The organism is Pseudanabaena sp. BC1403 (assembly GCF_002914585.1).
Taxonomy (GTDB): Bacteria; Cyanobacteriota; Cyanobacteriia; order Pseudanabaenales; family Pseudanabaenaceae; genus Pseudanabaena.
In genome coordinates, this window is sequence record NZ_PDDM01000019.1 from 20,744 (window position 1) to 40,174 (window position 19,431).

A 19,431-nucleotide genomic window follows, 5' to 3' on the forward strand; every position below is an offset into this window, starting at 1 on the left:
TTGTCATATCTGCAATCAATTATACTTGTTCAATAAGCTAATCATGGGAATATCTTCCAAATCATGTAAAGTAAAGTCAAGAAAATCCCCAAAAAGGCTCAGGCAAGAGTTTTGAGGAGTATGATAATCGCATAAATTCGTAGAGTTTCACTTATGGTGTCTATCTATACCCAAAGTAACTCGATCGCTTTGTCACAGGAATTACCTCCGATCCACATACAGGGACTGTACAAGCATTATGGCAAAACTGCGGCTGTGCGCGGCATTGATCTGGATATCAATCGTGGCGAACTCTTTGGTTTGATTGGACCTGATGGAGCAGGCAAAACGACAATCTTCCATATTCTCGGTGGCGTAATGGAAGCTACCGCAGGCAAAGTCCAAATCCTTGGTCAAACTCCGCGAAAAGTCCGCAATTCAATTGGTTACTTAACTCAGCAATTTTCACTGTATTTGGATTTGAGTGTCGATGAGAATCTGCGCTATAGTGCCAGTCTCCGCCAAGTTAGCGATCGCCGATTTCAGCAACAACGTCAGAAATATCTGAAACTGATGCAACTCGATCGCTTTGGCGATCGCCTTGCGGGAAAGCTGTCTGGTGGCATGAAACAGAAGTTAGCCCTTTGTTGTGCGTTGATTTCGGAACCGAAAGTGTTACTTCTTGATGAGCCAACTACGGGAGTTGATACGGTCGCAAGGCGGGAGTTTTGGGATATTTTGGCAGGGTTGACCGCGCAGGGGATCACCATTATCGTGGCGACACCTGATTTAGATGAAGCCGAACGCTGCGATCGCATTGCTTTGTTATACGACGGTCAGATCAAACAGATGGGAACTCCTAAGCAGTTAAAGGATGCTCTCAATCTTCACCGTCTAGAAATTTATACATCGGAATTAGCGAAAGCCGATCGCTTACTATTGGATGTGGTGGAATCTTCTGATGGCAATACTAGTAGCCAAATTGTCGATGTTCAGGTTTTAGGCGATCGCATTGATGTGTTAGTGCGTGAACCAGAGATGGGAGAAGCGGAAGTGCGATCGCTTTTTGCTGCGGCACAAATTCCCGATCCCACCATTCGCCAATCGGAACCAACCTTAGAAAATGTATTTATGAATCTGATTCGTAGTCAGGGCGCGATCCCTAAGTTCGTGGTCTTTCCACGACAGCGACTGGTTGAGCAGATCACCAATCCTGCTGATGCAGCGATCGCCATCCATGCACGGCAGCTTAATCGTACTTTTGGCAACTTTCGCGCTGTGCAAAATCTCAATTTAGAGATTCGCTATGGTGAGGTCTATGGACTACTCGGAGCCAATGGAGCAGGAAAAACAACAGCGATCAAAATGCTCTGTGGTTTATTGCCAATAAGCTCTGGTGAGATTTCCTTGGGTGGAGAGAAGGGCAATTTACGCAGTGCTGATTTGCGCCAACGTATTGGCTATATGAGTCAAAAGTTTACGCTCTATGATGATTTGACGATTATCGAAAATCTTGAATTTTATAGCGGCGTTTATGGAATTCCACCAAGGCAACAACGCCAGAAAATTGCTTGGGTATTGGAGATTTGTGGATTGGAAGGACAGGAAAAACTGATGACGGGCAGTTTACCTGGGGGATGGAAACAGCGGGTTGCCTTTGGTGCATCGGTGATGCATGAACCAGAAATTTTGTTTTTGGATGAACCGACCTCTGGCGTGGATGTATTGGCGAGAAAACAGTTCTGGCAATTGATTAATGACTTCGCCCGCAATGGTACAGCAATATTAGTGACGACACACTATATGAATGAAGCCGAACAATGCAATCGTATGTGTTTTATGGTTTCGGGACGGAAGGTTGCTGAAGGCTCAGCAAGTGAGATTAAGGCGGCGCAAGTCGGACAACTATTTGAGATTGGTGTTGCACAGGTACAAGACAGTTATGAACTATTACGCACCCAGTTTGAGCCTTGGCGCATATCCATTTTTGGCGATCGCCTCCATGTGGTTTTAGACGAACCCGATCGCGAAATTCTGCAATTGCGATCGCTGATGCATTCAGCAAATCTGGAGATTCACGATATGCAGATTATTCCTTTTTCCTTAGAAGATGCCTTTATTGGTGAAGTGCAAAGGGCAGGAGGAGCGCCGCCATGAATCGAGTAATGAATCAATGTCTTAAGGAATTGGAACAATTTCGGCGCGATCGCTTAGGAGTTGCCCTCGCGTTTATTTTGCCCTTCGCCGCATTGCTGATCATCGGCTATGCGATCCGTTTAGAAGCCAAAAATATTCCCCTTGCAATTCAGGACTTCGATCAAACCTCGCTCAGTCGTGGCTTTATTGAGCGCCTCTATGCCACCAATCAGTTTATTGCCGCACCATTTCATAGCGCCTCTTTTCCCGATGGACTCGATCGCGGTACGGCGATAGCTCAAATTACGATCCCCCTAGGATTTGCCAATGATGCCATTTCAGGTCGGGGTACGAATCTGCAAGTGGTGGTTGATGGTAGTGACGTGGTGAATGCAAGGGTGATTAAACTCAGCATTGCGGGTGTTAGTCAGTCGTGGCTGCAAGCAGTCACGGGTTTGGAGTCCAAGGCGATCGGGGTTGTTGCACAGGTGCGCCTCTGGTTTAACCCCGGCCGACAAGAATCCCTCTTTATTGTCCCTGGAGCCTACGGCGTAATTCTGGCATTATTTCCGCCCTTGTTAATTGCGATCGCCCTCGTCCGTGAAAAGGAACAAGGCACAATTCTGCAACTCTATGCCACGAGCCTTGGAGCCGCCGAATTACTATTGGGCAAAACCCTTGCCTATGTGTTGGTAGGGCTTGGTGAAGCGATTATTCTAATCCTCAGTGGCTATATTCTCTTTGGCGTGGGCTTTGCTGGCGATCCCATCCCTCTGATTATCGGCACACCCATATTTTTGATGGCAGGGGTGCAGTTAGGTTTAGCGATCGCTATTTTTACCTCAACCCAAAGTGCGGCGGTGCAGGGCATTGGCACGATCAAGGTTTTGACAGCTTTTCTCTTAGCAGGATTCCTATTTCCTCTCAATACTGTGCCATTCCCCTTCTCGATTGTGTCCTATGCCGTACCTGCCCGCTACTATATCGAGCTTTGTCGCGATGCCTTTGTACGTGGATCTGGCTGGGCTGGCACATGGCATTTACTCCTCGCCATGACGCTATTAGCGATCGCGGAGTTTGGTTTGGCTTGGTTAGGAATGCGCCGAATGCAATTATCCGATTGAAGGATTTCTCTATGATGTTTATTTTTGGATTAGATCGTCTATGGGCACATTTATGGGATCGTCGCCTCAGGGCGTTATTGATTAAGGAAACGACGGAACTACTTCGCAATCGTCAGTTAGTAGGATTTCTAACGATCGCGCCGATTATTACAATGATCATATTCGGTTATGTCCTCAACTCTGATGTTGCCAATTTAAAGCTGAGTATCCTCGATCAAAACAAAGTCACCATCAGCCGCGAGTTAACCGATGCCTTTACCGCCAATCGCGTATTTTTGCCAACTTATCACACCGATAGTCAATCCCAACTATCCCAGCAAGTTGGACAGGGCAAAGCCGATGCGGGACTGGTAATCCCGCCCAACTTCAGCCGTGATCTATTGCAAACGGGAAGTGCGGAAGTCCAAGTCGTCATTGATGGAATTAATGCCTATGCGTCAGGTTTAGCCAAAGGATATATCGCCCAAATCGTTGCTAACTTTAATGCCAATCTCCTGTTGGATAAACAAGCGATCGCCTTCATCGATCCCGCTCAACTAAGTCAACCGCAAATGACCTTCCGTTACAATCCTGGATTGGTTGATAGTTGGTTCTTTGTGCCTGGAGTAATTGGCACAATAATGACACTCAGTTGTACTCTAGCTGCTGCTGTGGAGGCAGTCCGCGAAAAGGATCAAGGTACATTGGAGCAGCTACTCATGACTCCTGTTGCCTCCACTTCCATTTTGATTTCTAAGATCTTGCCAATTTCCATTTTATTAACTGGTACATTGCTCGTCTGTTTTGCCACCAGTCATTTTGTATTTCAAATTCCCTTTCGCGGTAATTTTCTGCTATTCCTGCTAGTTTCTATGCTCTACATCCAAATCGGTGTGGGCATTGGGCTGACCATTTCCACCCTCTCCAAAAACAAATTACAAACGATTCTGATTGGCTTCTTTCTGAATATTCCTCTGATTCTTCTGTCGGGAGCATTGACCGCAATCAACAGTATGCCTCTCTTCTTTCGCTATGTGGCGGAGTTCAATCCCCTCTATCACTATCTGGTAATTGTACGCGGCATCCTGCTCAAAGGTGTGGGTCTAGAAGTTGTCTGGGGAAATGCGATCGCCCTACTCGCCTTTGCCGCCGCGATTCTATTTGTCAGTGCTAGTCAATATCGTAAGCAGCTTACCTAAACATTTCCCAATTTGAAGGAGGAATAATCCCATGACAGAGCTTAATTTGACCCCATCATCAACTCACGATCCTGCGATTGAGAAAAGCAACACCATCGTGCAGCCACCCGTAACTGAAAACATTCCATCGCCAAAATCGCACCCACAATGGCTAGGAATTGCTCTAGGGTTAGGTGCGATCGCGATTATCGGCGTAGGTAGTTGGTATATCTTCCGTCCGCAAACTCAAAATGCGATCGGCTTTAGTGGACGCATTGAAGGCTATGAAACCGATGTCAGCACCAAATCCTCTGGGAGAGTGGAAGAAGTCACCGTCAGAGAAGGCGATAATGTCACCAAAGGACAGTTATTAGTCCGCCTCGATGATGCCGAAATTCGCTCTGAACTTCAAGCCGCTTCCTCACAGGTAGTTGCCGCTCAAAAACGAGCGCTCGAAGCCGAGTTACAGATTTCGGTGATCGAAAATCAACTTGCTGATGCCAGTTTGGGTGTACTGCAATCTGAAGGCGATAGCCAAGGCAAAATCGCTGAAGCCAAGGGATTGATCTCCACTGCCGAAGCCTTTGTCGCTCAAGAACAGGCAAGGGTGGAAGAGGCAAAAGCACTATTAGAGCAAACTAGAGTCGATCGCGATCGCTATGCTCAACTTGCGAAAGAAGGTGCGGAAACTGCCCAACGCTATGACCTCGCCAAAACTGCCTACAACACGGCATTAGCAGCAGTATATAGTCGTGAAAAAGCCGTGGAAGCTGCCCGTCAGTCCGTTGGCATCGCAAGAGGCAAATTGCAACAAGCTCAAACCACCACGCTCAATCCCGCTCGCCAATCCACTCAAGTCGCCAGACTCCAAGCCCAATCTGACCAAGCCCGCAGTCTTTTGGCTGTAGCTCAAGCCGATGTCAAAACCGCCGAAGCCAATCGCCAATTAATCCAAAGTCGATTGAATAATCTCACCGTCAACAGTCCCATTAACGGCGTAGTTACAGTTCGCAGTATCGAACTCGGTACGGTCGTATTACCAACTCGTCCGCTCTTACGGATTGTCGATCTCAAGTCTGTCTATATGCGCGGATTCATTCCTGAAGGTGATGTTGGCAAAATCCGCGTCGGTCAATCAGCACTAGTATTCCTCGATGCCGATCACGATCGCAAAAATCCCCTCAAAGCCACAGTAACGGCGATCGATGCCAAAGCTTCGTTTACCCCCGAAAATGTCTATTTCAAACGCGATCGGACACAGCAGGTATTTGGAGTAAAACTAGCGATCGATGATTCCAATGGATTCGCTAAAATCGGTATGCCCGTCGATGCTGAAATCGAGTTGAAGTAGTTTTGAAAAAATTTAAGATTCCCATTAATATTTGCGATCGCCTAGCAATCACGACTCGTAGTACTAGCGATCGCCTTTAGGAAATGGATGGTTGATGCGATCTCCCATAACTCACGACTCACAGCATAGCCATTTTAAATTTTAAAACCCTTGCTATAGTCTATCTCTGGCGTTCAGCACCCTTGGTAGATTTACTTCAATCCAATCAGTCAAAGTGGCAACATGCTCGGCAACCTCTTCTCCCATAGGCGTGAGGCTGTACTCGACAAAGGGTGGCACAACAGGGTGAGACACTCGCAGGACAAAACCATCTTCTGCTAAGGTTTGCAAGCTTTGGGCGAGCATTTTCTCACTAACGCCCCCGATTTTTCGTCTCAACTCACTAAATCGATGCGTGCCTTGGCGAAGGGTCATTAGACAGAGTACACCCCACTGACTGCAAACATGCTTGAGGATTCCCCGAGAAGGGCAGGGTTGAGCAAAAAGATCGCCTTTCTCAAGGCGTTCTGTCAAAGTATTTTGACGATTACTGGGAGGATTCATATACTTACCTTTTTGTAGGTACTTACCAAAAGTTAGTGTATAGCACTATATTGAATTTACAGCAATTTGCTTTCCAAACCGCCACAAATAAGAATAGAAAACCCATTGCGGGGCTTTGCCCTGTGACTCTTATTGTGGCAGGTTCGAGCAAATTTTGCTTTATGTCATCAAAACAAACAGCAAAGAGGTCAAACGATGATTGTTATTACAGGCGCATCAGGAATGTTAGGGCAATTGATCCTGAAAGAACTTTTAAAGTCAGTTCCTGCTAATGAATTGGTAGCCGCAGTCCGAAGTCCACAAAAGGTCGCGGATTTTGCCAGCTTGGGTGTGCAAGTTCGGCTGATTGATTACAATCGCCCCGATACTCTGGAGGCGGCTTTTACGGATGCCGAAAAAGTGTTGCTAATTTCTGGCAGTGAAGTCGGTAGCCGCGTTCCTCAACATGCAAACGTGATCGACGCTTGTAAAAATACCGATGTAAAATTGCTAGCTTATACCAGCCTCCTGCACGCCGACAGTAGCCCCTTGCCATTGGCTGCCGAACATCAACAGACGGAGATTCTCCTCCAAGAGTCTGGGTTGCCCCATGTTATCTTGCGTCATGGCTGGTATACAGAAAATTATACTGCTGGTATTGCGGCAGCCCTTGAATATGGTGTTTTACTTGGCTGTGCGGGTGAAGGTAAAATTGCCTCAGCAACTCGTGCAGATTATGCCGCCGCTGCTGCTGTTTTATTGACAAGCGATCGCACTGACAAGGTGTATGAATTAGCAGGCGATGAGGCATATACTTTGAGCGAGTTTGCGGCTGAACTTAGTAGGCAGTCTGGGAAGACTGTTCAGTATCAGAATCTAAGTCAAGACGACTATAGTCGTGCGTTACAAGATGCTGGTTTACCTCAGCCACTTGCCTTGATGCTAGCGGAATCGGATACGGGAGCCTCAAAAGGAGGATTGTTTGACGACAGTAAAACCTTGAGTCAATTAATAGGTCGCCCAACTACTCCCCTTAGCGAATCAATTAAAGCTTCGCTAACCACATAACAAGTTCTAGGCGATCGTGTTTAAGAGATAGATTGTTCTTGCGATCGCCTAGAAATCACGACTCACAGTATTAGCGATCGCCTTTAGGAGATAGATTGTTGGTGCGATCGCCTAAAAATCACGACTCATAGTAATAGCGATCGCCTTCAAGAAATGGATTGTTGATGCGATCACCTAGAAATCACAACTTACATTAATATCGATCGCAATACATTGCTCCCCTGAGATCGCCGATCTTGTAGGGGATGCTACTCTGCAAAAATCTTGTTATTACACTTATTAATTGCTTTATCTAATAATTTATGTGATATTCACCCTGCATGAGTATTTATTCTGTGATTTACAAAATAATACATAGTTAGGCGCTCAAAAAACCTAGTATTGGAGCAAGCATTTATGAGAGAGGCAGCCAGAAAAGAATCTGAGATTTTTTCGGAGTTAGCTGAAATATGCGCTTCTCCAGGATACCTTCATGCAATTGCATACCTTTGCTATCAGAACGACACAATTAGATATGCTGATACTTTAACTCCAGAGGACATGCTTCAGCGACACTCGGATTTTTTGGTGAGAACTGAAATATCAACTCTTATAGGGCTTGCTTGCAAAGAACAACTAAATATAGACTTGCCATCGAATGAAGCAATCAAAAGATACATTGACAAGACTGATTCTTTGCTGAAAGAAATTCATGAGTCTATGAAGCCGTCAATAGAATACATATTTGATCCAAGTAAAGTGTGGGATCAGAATTTCAATCCATTTAGAGATGGCTTAGTCTTGAGAGAGGCGATTTTTTACAGTGGAGAAAGTGCATATGATTTTCAATACAGAGACCTTTCAAAGATAAAATACGAGAAAGATAACGATTGGTTCTTGAGGAATAAAGGATTTTCTATTCAGCAAATAATTGATGTCGTGACATCATTGCAATCGCTACAAAACTATAAAACTAATAACGTAGTGCGAGAAATCTCTGATAAAGATCCTAGCGAATGGACTTTTCTTCCAGTATATCAGTTTACTGCACAAGAAATTAGTGACATCTCAAATATTGCAATTGATACCGTAAAATCTGTTATTGAATCATTCGTAGCATCCATTAGCATTGATGAATTCAACTCCCTAGATGACTTTAATCCTCTAAATGCCTATCCAGTTATTCGACTACCAGGGGATGAATATTTATTATTTCAAATTTATAGTTTGGTGCAGGCATTATATGAAACACCGTTTTTTTGGTTTAACGATGATGCAGCCTATCGTTCTATGGCGATGCAGCATAGAGGTGAATTTACTGAAAACTTTTCTGCTGAGAGATTGAAGCTTGTATTTGGTGAGGATCGTGTATTTACAAATATAGATATCTACAATTCTAAAGTCAAGGCTGGTGAAATTGATGTATTGGTCGTCTTTGCCGACAGAGCAATAATTCTACAGGCGAAGTCAAAGAAGCTGACTATTGCTTCACGTAAAGGTAACGATAACAGCTTACAGTCTGATTTTAAGAAAGCTATTCAGGAGGCATACGATCAGGCTTATCTGTGGTGCGCCACTCTATTAAACGAAAAAAAATATAAGCTTATTGATAAGAGCGGAAATGAGCTAAATATTAATCGAAAGTACAAGGAAATTTATCCTTTTTGTGTGGTTTCTGAGCATTATCCAGCTCTCTCGTTCCAAGCAGGGCAGTTTTTGAAATTCGAGGAAACTGAAAATATCAAGCCTCCATTTGTAATGGATGTTTTTTTGCTTGATGTAATGACAGAGATGTTGCAGTCGCCCTTACATTTCTTGAGTTATGTAAATAGACGAACATCTTATGGCGAAAAAATTATCTCCACTCATGAGTTAACCATTCTTTCTTGTCATTTGAAGCAGAATTTGTGGGTGGATGCTGAGCATACAATGCTGGTGCTTGGTGATGATATATGCGTTTATCTTGATGTTGCGATGCTAGTAAGACGAGATGGCGTTCCCGGTTCAGATACCCCTGAGGGAATTTTAACAAAATACAAAGGGACGATATTTGATCAAATAATAAGGGATATAGATACGCTTGAACACTCTGCAATAATTAGTCTTGGATTTACCTTACTCTCGTTGAATGAAGATGCCATTGAGATGATAAATAATGGTATCACTGAATTAATTAAGCTAGGCAGAAAAGATGGTCAACATCATGATCTAACTCTTATGAACGAGGGGGGATCAGGTTTGACTATTCATTGCAATGATGATCACGAATCTATATCATTGCCACGTTTAGAAAGTCACTGTGAACAAAGAAAGTACACACAAAAAGCAAGCACATGGTTTGGAATTTGTATTGGGCAAAAAGTTCCGAGACTAAGATTTGGTATAAACAAAGAATACGAATGGGTTCAGTCTAATGAAATAGATGAATTAGTGCAAGATTTGCCCAAGCCACAGAACCTTAAAGGAAAAAATAAGATTAATTTTACCCCTGAACCTAGACAATCGAAGAAAGTAGGGCGCAATGAAAAATGTCCATGTGGGAGCGGCAAAAAATACAAGAAGTGCTGCCTGAAGCAAGAGTGGAGAATGTGAGTTTGCCTAACATGTCGCGGTAGCGGGCGGACGAAAGCTCTCTGCGATGTGTTTGATAGCATCGAACCCTATAGCAGATAGATTGTTGATACGATCGCCTAGAAATCACGACTCACAGTAATAGCGATCGCATTTAAGAGATTGCTTGTTGATGTGATCGCCGATAATCCTGATTGTTTTGGGCTTTGGGGTAAGGCTATTTTCTAGATAAAACCGATACGAATCAGCTTAACTAAGCCATGTATCATTTAATCTGTAATAGATCCGCAAAAAATCCGCCCAATCGCTATGAGCAATCAAACCTCAAAAATCACCTATACCTTTACCGATGAAGCTCCAGCCCTAGCAACCTATTCCCTGCTGCCCATAGTTCAAGCTTTTACGAGAGCCGCCGACATCGAGGTTGAACTCAAAGATATTTCTCTGGCTGGGCGGATTATTGCAAATTTTGCTGAATATTTAACCGAATCACAACGTCAACCTGATGCCCTTGCCGAACTGGGAGACTTGGCTAAATCACCCAGCGCCTATATCATCAAGCTCCCGAATATTAGCGCCTCTCTACCACAGTTAACGGCTGCGATCGCAGAGTTACAAGCCAAGGGTTACAACATCCCTAACTATCCTGCTGATCCGCAAACCGAGGAAGAGAAGGCGATTAAGGCGAAATATTCTAAGGTGTTGGGCAGTGCGGTTAATCCAGTATTGCGTGAAGGTAATAGCGATCGCCGTGTCGCCGCCGCTGTCAAAGAATTTGCCAAAAAGCATCCCCATTCCGTTGGGGCATGGTCAAAGGATTCCAAATCCCATGTAGCGCATATGACTGATGGCGATTTCTACGGTAGCGAGAAATCGGTAGTAATTCCCAAGGCTGACGTAGTCAAGATTGAATTAATCACAGCCGATGGTTCCACTCAAGTTCTCAAAGAGAAAACCCCTGTATTGGAAGGCGAAGTAATTGATGCTTCGGTGATGAGTGTCAAGGCTTTGCGGGAGTTTTATGCTCAAGAAATTGCTAAGGCGAAGGAAGAAGATATTTTGCTGTCTCTCCATGTCAAGGCGACGATGATGAAGATCTCTGACCCGATTCTATTTGGTCATGCGGTGACGGTCTATTATCAAGATGTATTCGCAAAATATGCGGATGTCTTTGCACAATTGGGAATCAAACCGAATAATGGTTTGGGCGATGTTTATGCCAAGATTCAATCTTTACCTGCTGAACAAAAAGAAGCGATCGCAGCAGATTTAGAAGCAGTTTACGAAAAGCAACCACGTCTGGCGATGGTTAATTCCGACAAGGGAATTACCAATCTGCACGTTCCTAGCGATGTGATTATTGATGCATCAATGGCGGCGACAATTCGGACTTCTGGCAAGATGTGGGGCTCAGACGGCAAGCCCTACGACACCAAGGCAATGATTCCCGATCGCTGTTATGCCACGATTTATCAAGCCTGTGTTGAATTTTGTCAGGAAAATGGAGCCTTTGATGTCACCACGATGGGCAATGTCGCCAATGTGGGCTTGATGGCTCAGAAAGCGGAAGAATATGGCTCCCATGATAAGACTTTTGAAATCCCTGCGGATGGCGTGGTGCGCGTTAGTGATGAGACTGGGACTGTCCTCATTGAGCATCCTGTCGCTAAGGGTGATATCTGGCGGATGTGTCAAACCAAAGACTTACCGATTCAGGACTGGGTCAAACTTGCTGTCAATCGGGCTAGAGCCACAGGCAATCCGACGATTTTTTGGCTAGATGAACATCGTGCCCATGACGCGAATCTGATTACTAAGGTCAAGACCTATTTGCAAGACCATGACACAGCAGGGCTAGACATCCAGATCCTGTCACCTGTGGCGGCGATGCAATTTACCTGCGAACAAATTAAAGTCGGTAAAAATGTGATTTCCGTAACTGGTAACGTGTTGCGGGACTATCTCACGGATTTATTCCCAATTCTTGAACTTGGCACTAGTGCCAAAATGCTTTCAATCGTGCCATTGCTGGCGGGTGGTGGACTGTTTGAAACGGGTGCGGGTGGTTCTGCTCCTAAACACGTTCAGCAGTTTCTCGAAGAGGGGCATTTACGTTGGGATTCGCTTGGAGAATTTTTAGCGATCGCGGTTACGCTCGAAGACCTCGGACGCAAAACCAACAATGAGAATGCGCAGATCTTGGCGGTCGCTTTAGACCAAGCCAACAGTCTCTATCTCAATAACGATAAATCGCCTTCCCGCAAGATTGGAGGTATCGATAATCGCGGCAGTCATTTCTATATCGCGCTTTACTGGGCGCAGGCTCTAGCGGAACAAAATCAGAATTTGGAACTAAAGTCGAAATTCGCTGAGTTGGCGAAGGTATTGGCGGATAAGGAAAGCCAAATTATTCAAGAATTGAGCGCTGTTCAAGGTCAATCCGTTGATATTGGCGGCTATTATTTCGCTGATTCTGATAAGGCTAATCAAGCGATGCGCCCTAGTCAGACCCTGAATGAGGCGATTAGTTCACTCCATTGATACCAATTGCTGAAGCCCTGCACTCAAGTGCGGGCTAAAAGCTCAAACCCGTTGAAACGGGTTAATTTATAGTATTCTGTAGTCCACTTCAGTGGACTTGAGCTTTTAGCCAAGAACTTGAGTTCTTGGTTTATTTGCATAAATCTTATAGATTACAGCGATTGCTTAAAGTCGCTTAACTTTACTTTTAAGAACCTTTTCTTCAACCTCATTAATTTGGACTTCTCGCAACCTCGTTGCATAGGCAGGGAAAGGAAATCCAACCAGCAAAGGTGATGGAACTTCGGGCTGATGGATAAACATGCTGCCAGATTTCAATAATAGCGATCGCTTCCGACAAGCACCTGTCAAGAAGTTATACTCAGGGCGTTCCACTTCGGCGGAGTCCAGACGACCAACTACCCGCACCGCCGCCTGTCCAACCACACGCCGCTCCACCTCTGAGGCGGTTTGTTGTGCGCCGATTAAGATAATGCCAAGCGATCGCCCTCGTTCTGCGATTTCTACTAGCAAATCTTTAATAGGACTGCGACCTTCCTTTGGTGCGTATTTATTTAATTCATCAAGAACGATAAAGACAACGGGATATTGACCGCGCTTTTCCTTTTCCATGAAGAGCTTTTGGAGCAATACACCCACCACAAACTTTTGGGCTTTGCTGCCGAGCTTGTTAATATCTGCGATCGTTAGCTGATATTCCGCATCAAGGGGATCGAGTTTATATTTTTGCAATTCTTCCGCAGGTAGATCGCCGCGAATGAGATGTCCCATTTCATCAGCAATTCCCCATAAACGCCGCGTTAGAGCCTCCGCAGTGGCAGGAGCATTCCGTCCTAGCCATTTCTGATCGGGATTCTCGACTAACTTCTCTTCAAGAAATTCAATCAAATCTCGAAATGTTTCCACCTTATCTTTGTCTTCTTCCCCATAGGTATCATCTAAGTCCAGACTAGCTCTAGGCAAAAATCCTAGCTTCTTATCATATTTGTCATTGTCCATCGCCAATCGAGCAAGACGTTCTTCGACAATACTTGCTAAAAAACCTATGTTCCCGCGCTCCAGATCGTCTCCTGCAAATAGAAAGCGAAATAGGCGATCGCGACAAAATTCGCGCATCCCCCACACATAAGCTGAGATATTATCAGAACGTTGATCGAGGTGTGGCTCTATCTCTAGTGTATTTTTCTTCGGCGCAACACAAAACCGTACATCTCGAAATGGCTCTACAGGTAGATCGAGAGCATGATAAGTATTGCGATCTTCTTCACGCATTTTATTGTTTGCTTTATCTAAGAAGAACAAATCTTCCCCTTTGACATTAAAAATCAGCGCCTTAGTATTTGCTCTTTTAGAACCTAAAGCCGCCGAATTAAAAATGGAATGCAGTAAAAATAAAGCAAAAGAAGTCTTTGTTGCCACTCCCGAAATCCCCGAAATATTGACATGAGCGCCCTTCGTCCCATCGATAAATTCATAATTCAAATAGGCAGGACTCCCATTTCGCATAATTCCTGCGGAGATGCGCTGCTCCATGCCATCGAAATTCAACGCAAATCTCAGGTTCTCATCTTCAGCTAAATAAACAGCATCGCTCGGTTGTGGCGGTAAATATTCTTCAGGCTCAATCCGCGTGACTTGGATATGGGCGGCATAGGATACATTGACGGGCATACTGCCATTGGTAACCAGAAATGTATCTGTATCAAATTGCGTCCCCTCATGGATGGTTCGCACATGATCAACAACACCATAAAAGTTGACAATCCCTTTTTTGTCAGGGCGATCGGTTTTCACTTGCACGACATCATCGAGACGAAGGACTTTGCCATCACTCACCGCCACCCAAAACTCAAGTGGGGTAGCATCTTTGGTTCCTAATATGTATCCAATCGGCTCGATCATGTCGTTAATTATTAAGTTTGAGAATTTGAGAGCAAGAGAGAATTTGCATAGCAAGTTCTCTCTTGTTTGAAATCACCGTAGGAGCAATTCATGAATTGTCCCTACGGTGAAGCGGAAGCACTTTTGTTTTTTAGTTTCTATTTGCAACTTCTCGTTTAATCGCCTGTAATGTATCACCTAAAGCTTCTTTGAAAATTCCATAGAACGCATCAGTAGGAGTACCACTCTTAGGCTGAGCATTGACAGTGTAAGTAATCAGAATTTGATTGGCAGGACGACGTGGTACTGAGGAGACGGGTTCAATTTTCCAGTAGCCTTCCATTTGGGCAAGATCGCCATCAATAAGTCGAAAATCGATTTGTTTGCGATCAGTTTCTTGAATAGCAAGCTTGGTGCGCGAAACAATCGAAACTAAGAAGACTTGACGCGAATCCACTTGCTCAATCACTTTACGAGTGCCACGATTTTCGATGATCTTGCTGGAAGTCATGTTGGGAATAAATTTATAAAGGTTGGCATAGTCAGTCAAAACTCGCCAAACTGCATCAGGTGAGGCAGTGAGTAGTACTCGCGCTACATATTTACCGCTGCTACCTGTGACCACTGTTTGCCCTTTGCGCAATGAATCACGCTGCACTGAGGGCAGACGATCAACTGGACCATCAAAGAGTGCAGCACGGGCAGGGAGGGTTGGAGTGCAGCAAGCGATCGCGATCGCCATAAACATTGCCGAGCCTGCGGAAATTTTTGTCACGATTTTCTTGCCTAATTTCTGATCTAGTTGTTGATGAGACTGCATAAACTTTGGATAGGATGAGTCTGTCATGGAATTAATTTATTGTGTATGTATATCAAAATTTGTGGCATTACGAAACTCGATCAAGCCCAAGTGATCGCGCAAATGGGAGTCGATGCGCTTGGTTTTATCTGTGTATCCTCTTCACCACGATATATCAACCCAACTGCGATCGGGCAAATCACATCTAGTCTACTCTCTGCCCAGCCTGAGATTGCCAGATTATCAGAGATCGATTTGATTGGGGTATTTCTTAATTCCAGTATCAGTGAAATTAGTGAAACAGTTGCGCTAGCTGGACTAAACGCGGTGCAACTACATGGCGATGAATCTCCAGAATTTTGTGATCAACTGCGATCGCATCTAAGTGCTACTCACCCGAAAATAAAGCTAATTAAAGCATTACGAGTCAAAGATCAAATAGGTTTAGAGCAAGCACATCTTTTTAGTAATACAGTTGATGCGGTTTTACTTGATGCTTATGATCCGCACATGGCGGGAGGCACTGGCAAAACTCTTGATTGGCAAATGTTGCGCGATTTTCGCCCAGCTTGTGACTGGTGGTTAGCGGGAGGCTTATCACCTGAAAATGTTGCCGATGCGATCGCTTTAGTAAATCCACATGGTTTAGATGTATCAAGTGGGGTCGAATGGACTGCTGGGGATAAAGATTTGTCGAAAGTTAAGCAATTTGTGCAGAGATGTAATGGCGATCACGTAGTAGCAGTAGCCCAGCACTCAAGTGCTGGCTAAAAGCGCAAGTCTGCTGAAGCAGACTAAAAAATAATTTTCCGTAACCCGTTTCAACGGGTTTTAGCTTTTAGCCCGCACTTGAGTGCTGGGCTTAAGTGCGAGCTTAGGGGCTAGCTTTGCAATCTTTATAGAGCTGCTTGAACTTTTGCTGCTGAATATTGTGATCAACGATTGGCAAAGGATAATCACGTTTCTTGCACTGATGCGGTGGAATATTACCACTTAAAAGCTCAGCCGTAGTTAAGCCCTGCAATTCAGGTAACCAACGCAAAATATATTCACCCTCAGGATCATACTTACGAGCTTGCGAAGCAGGATTGAAGATCCTTAAAGGTTTTTGATCCATGCCACTAGAAGCACTCCATTGCCAACCGCCATTATTTGCCGCCAGATCCCCATCCAGTAATTTCTGCATAAAATAGCGCTCACCCCATTGCCAATTGATTATCAAATCTTTGGTTAAAAAACTAGCGACAATCATTCGACAACGGTTATGCATCCAGCCTGTTTGATTAAGCTGACGCATCGCCGCATCGACAATCGGATAGCCTGTGCGCCCCTCGCACCATGCCACAAATTTCTCCTCGTCATCATCCCAAGGGAAATCTCGCATCTGCGGACGATATGCACCTGTTTCTAGTTCAGGAAAATAGTACAAAACATGTTGATAAAATTCGCGCCATGCTAATTCCTGTTTCCATGTAGTGATCCCCGTGGCTTCTTCTTCACTACGTACAAGCTGCTCAGCCGCGATCGCTTTTTCCCAAACTCTTCTAATTCCCACAGTCCCAAATCGCAAATGTGGACTTAATGTCGATGTACCAGCATGGGCAGGAAAATCACGTTCGGTTTGATAGCGCAAGATCCCATGACCATCGCAAAATGTTTCTAATAATTGCAGAGCCTCAGCTTCTCCCGATTTCGGTAAAGTTATGTCGTTAATAAATTTTAGTTCGCGCAAACTTGGGAAAGAAATTACAGGCAGATTTTCATAACTAGCTAAACCCCTTAATTTCTGGGGAGCATCAAAAGGCTTAGGCTTAGGCTTACTTTGCCAATTCCGCCAAAAAGGGGTGTAAACCTTGTAAGGTTCACCAGATTGGGTAGCGATCGCATCGGGAGCAATCAAACCAATATCAATAAAACTCTGAACTTTAATTCCTAACTCTTGCAAGGCAAGAGTTGCAGCGCGATCGCGTTTGATGGCAAAGGGTTCGACATCTTGATTAAAAAAGACATGACTTGCATTAACTGCCTTGGCTAATTCACAAATCGACTGAATAGGCTGACCATACATAAATAATAAATCGCTGCCCAACCGCCGATAGTTAGCTTGCAACTCCCGTAAACACCCCAGCATAAAGTCAACCTTGCTACCCTCGGTCACACCATCATCAAGAATGTCAGGATCAAAAATAAACACCCCCAGCACGATCCCCTGATCCCCAACTTGGGCGATCGCCTCACTCAGCGCAGGATTATCATCAATTCGCAAATCTCGCCGATGCCAGACTAAAACGATATTTTTCCCAGAGCTACTGGCTATTTGAGGCATAACTATTGACGGTTGTATATTTAAATCACAGATCTATTCTATACAGACTAAAAACTCATGATTTGCAGGATTTCAATAGGCAAGTCAAAATTGCGATCGCGCCAATTATCTCGATTAGTCACCTCGCTTATATTTTGCGCTTCATGACTACAAAAGTGATGTCATCATATACTTTGTTAGAACCGATAAACTCACGGATATCTGTAATTACAATTTCTCTAATTTGATCGACGGGTTTCTCATGGGCTTCCCTGATAACTTGAGTCAAACGTTCGAGTCCATAATATTGTTTGCTTTGGTTCTCAGCTTCAGGAATACCATCAGTGTATAGCAAGACTATATCTCCCAAATTCAAGTAGATTTCTACTTCAAAAATGAATTCAGTAATCTCATCAGTTAATCCAATTGGAAAGCCTAAAGAGTCTGTATCAATAATTTCGATTTCTCCATTTGCTCGAATTACAATTACACTTTCATGCTGTCCACTTAAACAGAGTTTGTTGTCATGATAATCCATAAGGATCAGACTCAAACTTTTATCGCAATTCATTCGTTGAAGATTTTCATAAATCGTCTGATTAACTGTAGATAAGAACTTAACAGGATTTCTTTCTCCATTAATCAGTAAAGTACGGATCGCGGTTTGTACCATGATCATGATTACTCCACTTTCTAATCCATGCCCTGTAACATCCCCGATCCCAATTTTAATTTGCCCATTGCGCTGTAAAACATCATAATAATCACCACCTACTTCATCCGCAGGCTCCATAAATCCCACAATATCTAATTCTTCAATTCTTTTTAATTCTTTTGTTCTTGGTAAGATCATCTCTTGTAATTTTCGAGTAACCGCTAACTCTGAACTCATTCGATAATTTTCTACAGTTAACCTCTGATTCAAAGAATTAATTTCCCGATTAGCTTCTACTAATTCGTGGGTACGCTCCTCAATGATATCTTCTAAATTTTTATTGACTTGATCTAACTGGGTATAGGCTTGATCTTTGAGAACAACTTGCTCTTTTAGTTTTTCTGCAACGCGATTATTCTCAGCGACCAATGCCAAGACTGCGATTGTAGTAATTAGCATTACTCCCATAAATAATTGCAAGAATATTAGAGAGTTACTCTCCTGAGAAACCTTATAAAAAATTCCTGATTTATAGGCAGTACTTATGGCAGCAGCCATAGCAACAATCATCGTAATTAGTGTTGTGATTCTTGTGCCAAACCGAAACGCCGACCATAGTAGCGGTGGCAATAAAAAATACTCAATTGGTTGATTTTCTATAAGTGCAAAATAAGAGGTTATAACTAAGATTAACAAGCATAAAAATAGCTCTTTATAATCAAATTTCTGCTCAGTTTGATGATGCGATATTATGTTTGACTTCTTACTCCACCATGCACAAACTAAAGGCGCAAATAGTAAAACTCCTATCGCATCGCCAACCCACCATCCCCATGTAACACTCAAGTAAATATTCCATGGAATTAAACCTGCCGAAAGGACTATTAAAGTCCCTAGTAAAGCTTGTAAAAGAGTGCCACTAAAAGTGATTGCAAGAGTAAACTTGACAAAATGTTTAACGTACCCAAATAAATTATTTGTCTTGTTAAAATACAATACTAATGTGGTAGAGACTAAAGCGCCGATCGCAGGTATAGTCCCTCCACAAATCGCAAAAAGAAAAGGTACTTTAGAATTAAGAAAGCTATTTAAAGTAGCTCCCAAAAATACTCCTAACCATCGCGATCGCCCTCTTGCCAATAAAGCTCCAACCGCTATACCAGCAGGAGGCCAGACTGGCGAACCTAGCTGTGATTGGGGTATCTTTAAAACTAATGCGCTTAAGACGAAGTAAAGCACTGCAATAATTAAATTATCAATCCACCAAGTGGTGCTGATTGTTTTTTTTAGCTTTGTAGGTAATTTCATTGGTTTAAAGAGTAAGTCTCGACATTTTTGATTCTGCGTTGCAGTTGATGATTGG

13 protein-coding genes are annotated in these 19,431 nt (G+C 43.8%); 8 read left to right on the plus strand and 5 right to left on the minus strand.

What is annotated here, in order from left to right; all coding sequences use genetic code 11:
• Positions 1-153: 153 nt before the first annotated feature.
• The 4 genes from CQ839_RS16635 to CQ839_RS16650 are packed head-to-tail and all read left to right on the plus strand — an operon-like array spanning position 154 to position 5,747.
• Complete coding sequence (locus CQ839_RS16635; RefSeq protein WP_103669418.1) at positions 154-2,136, plus strand: ATP-binding cassette domain-containing protein; 1,983 nt, start codon at positions 154-156, stop codon at positions 2,134-2,136.
• Positions 2,133-3,239 carry an ABC transporter permease gene (locus CQ839_RS16640; RefSeq protein ID WP_103669419.1) on the plus strand — a complete coding sequence of 369 codons (1,107 nt, stop codon included), beginning with the start codon at positions 2,133-2,135 and terminating at the stop codon, positions 3,237-3,239. The genes CQ839_RS16635 and CQ839_RS16640 overlap by 4 nt, the downstream gene beginning before the upstream one ends.
• Positions 3,149-4,417 carry an ABC transporter permease gene (locus CQ839_RS16645; RefSeq protein WP_258040766.1) on the plus strand — a complete coding sequence of 423 codons (1,269 nt, stop codon included), beginning with the start codon at positions 3,149-3,151 and terminating at the stop codon, positions 4,415-4,417. The genes CQ839_RS16640 and CQ839_RS16645 overlap by 91 nt, the downstream gene beginning before the upstream one ends.
• Before the next feature lie 31 nt (positions 4,418-4,448).
• Positions 4,449-5,747 carry an HlyD family secretion protein gene (locus CQ839_RS16650; RefSeq protein WP_103669421.1) on the plus strand — a complete coding sequence of 433 codons (1,299 nt, stop codon included), beginning with the start codon at positions 4,449-4,451 and terminating at the stop codon, positions 5,745-5,747.
• A 153-nt stretch (positions 5,748-5,900) separates the two neighbouring features.
• Here CQ839_RS16650 and CQ839_RS16655 read toward each other — a convergent pair whose 3' ends face one another.
• The gene (locus CQ839_RS16655; RefSeq protein WP_103669422.1) at positions 5,901-6,290 is read right to left on the minus strand and encodes a helix-turn-helix domain-containing protein; all 390 of its coding nucleotides are present in this window, start codon (positions 6,288-6,290) and stop codon (positions 5,901-5,903) included.
• A 195-nt stretch (positions 6,291-6,485) separates the two neighbouring features.
• On the opposite strand from CQ839_RS16655, the gene CQ839_RS16660 reads away from it, so the two are divergent.
• The 3 genes from CQ839_RS16660 (at position 6,486) to CQ839_RS16670 (ending at position 12,428) form a co-directional block, all read left to right on the plus strand.
• Positions 6,486-7,337: an SDR family oxidoreductase gene (locus CQ839_RS16660; protein ID WP_103669481.1), complete on the plus strand. Its 852-nt coding sequence runs from the start codon at positions 6,486-6,488 to the stop codon at positions 7,335-7,337.
• A 396-nt stretch (positions 7,338-7,733) separates the two neighbouring features.
• On the plus strand, positions 7,734-9,908 hold the full coding sequence (locus CQ839_RS16665; protein WP_103669423.1) for an SEC-C metal-binding domain-containing protein: 2,175 nt from the start codon (positions 7,734-7,736) through the stop codon (positions 9,906-9,908).
• 288 nt (positions 9,909-10,196) lie between these two features.
• Positions 10,197-12,428, plus strand: a complete 2,232-nt coding sequence (locus CQ839_RS16670) for an NADP-dependent isocitrate dehydrogenase (RefSeq protein ID WP_103669424.1) — start codon at positions 10,197-10,199, stop codon at positions 12,426-12,428.
• A 165-nt stretch (positions 12,429-12,593) separates the two neighbouring features.
• Here CQ839_RS16670 and CQ839_RS16675 read toward each other — a convergent pair whose 3' ends face one another.
• Together CQ839_RS16675 and CQ839_RS16680 are read right to left on the minus strand one after the other, a co-directional pair.
• Entirely contained in the window at positions 12,594-14,330 is a 1,737-nt protein-coding gene (locus CQ839_RS16675) for an ATP-binding protein (protein WP_103669425.1), read from the minus strand.
• 130 nt (positions 14,331-14,460) lie between these two features.
• A complete protein-coding gene (locus CQ839_RS16680) occupies positions 14,461-15,156 on the minus strand; it encodes an SRPBCC family protein (RefSeq protein ID WP_103669426.1) in 696 nt (231 codons plus the stop codon).
• 18 nt (positions 15,157-15,174) lie between these two features.
• On the opposite strand from CQ839_RS16680, the gene CQ839_RS16685 reads away from it, so the two are divergent.
• Complete coding sequence (locus tag CQ839_RS16685) at positions 15,175-15,879, plus strand: phosphoribosylanthranilate isomerase (protein WP_103669427.1); 705 nt, start codon at positions 15,175-15,177, stop codon at positions 15,877-15,879.
• 103 nt (positions 15,880-15,982) lie between these two features.
• Here the strand turns inward: CQ839_RS16685 and CQ839_RS16690 are convergent, their stop codons facing one another.
• Together CQ839_RS16690 and CQ839_RS16695 are read right to left on the minus strand one after the other, a co-directional pair.
• Positions 15,983-17,434 (minus strand): deoxyribodipyrimidine photo-lyase, encoded by a 1,452-nt coding sequence (locus tag CQ839_RS16690; protein WP_103669428.1) that lies wholly within the window; start codon positions 17,432-17,434, stop codon positions 15,983-15,985.
• Positions 17,435-17,561: 127 nt separating this feature from the next.
• A complete protein-coding gene (locus CQ839_RS16695) occupies positions 17,562-19,376 on the minus strand; it encodes a SpoIIE family protein phosphatase (protein WP_103669429.1) in 1,815 nt (604 codons plus the stop codon).
• Positions 19,377-19,431: the final 55 nt, after the last annotated feature.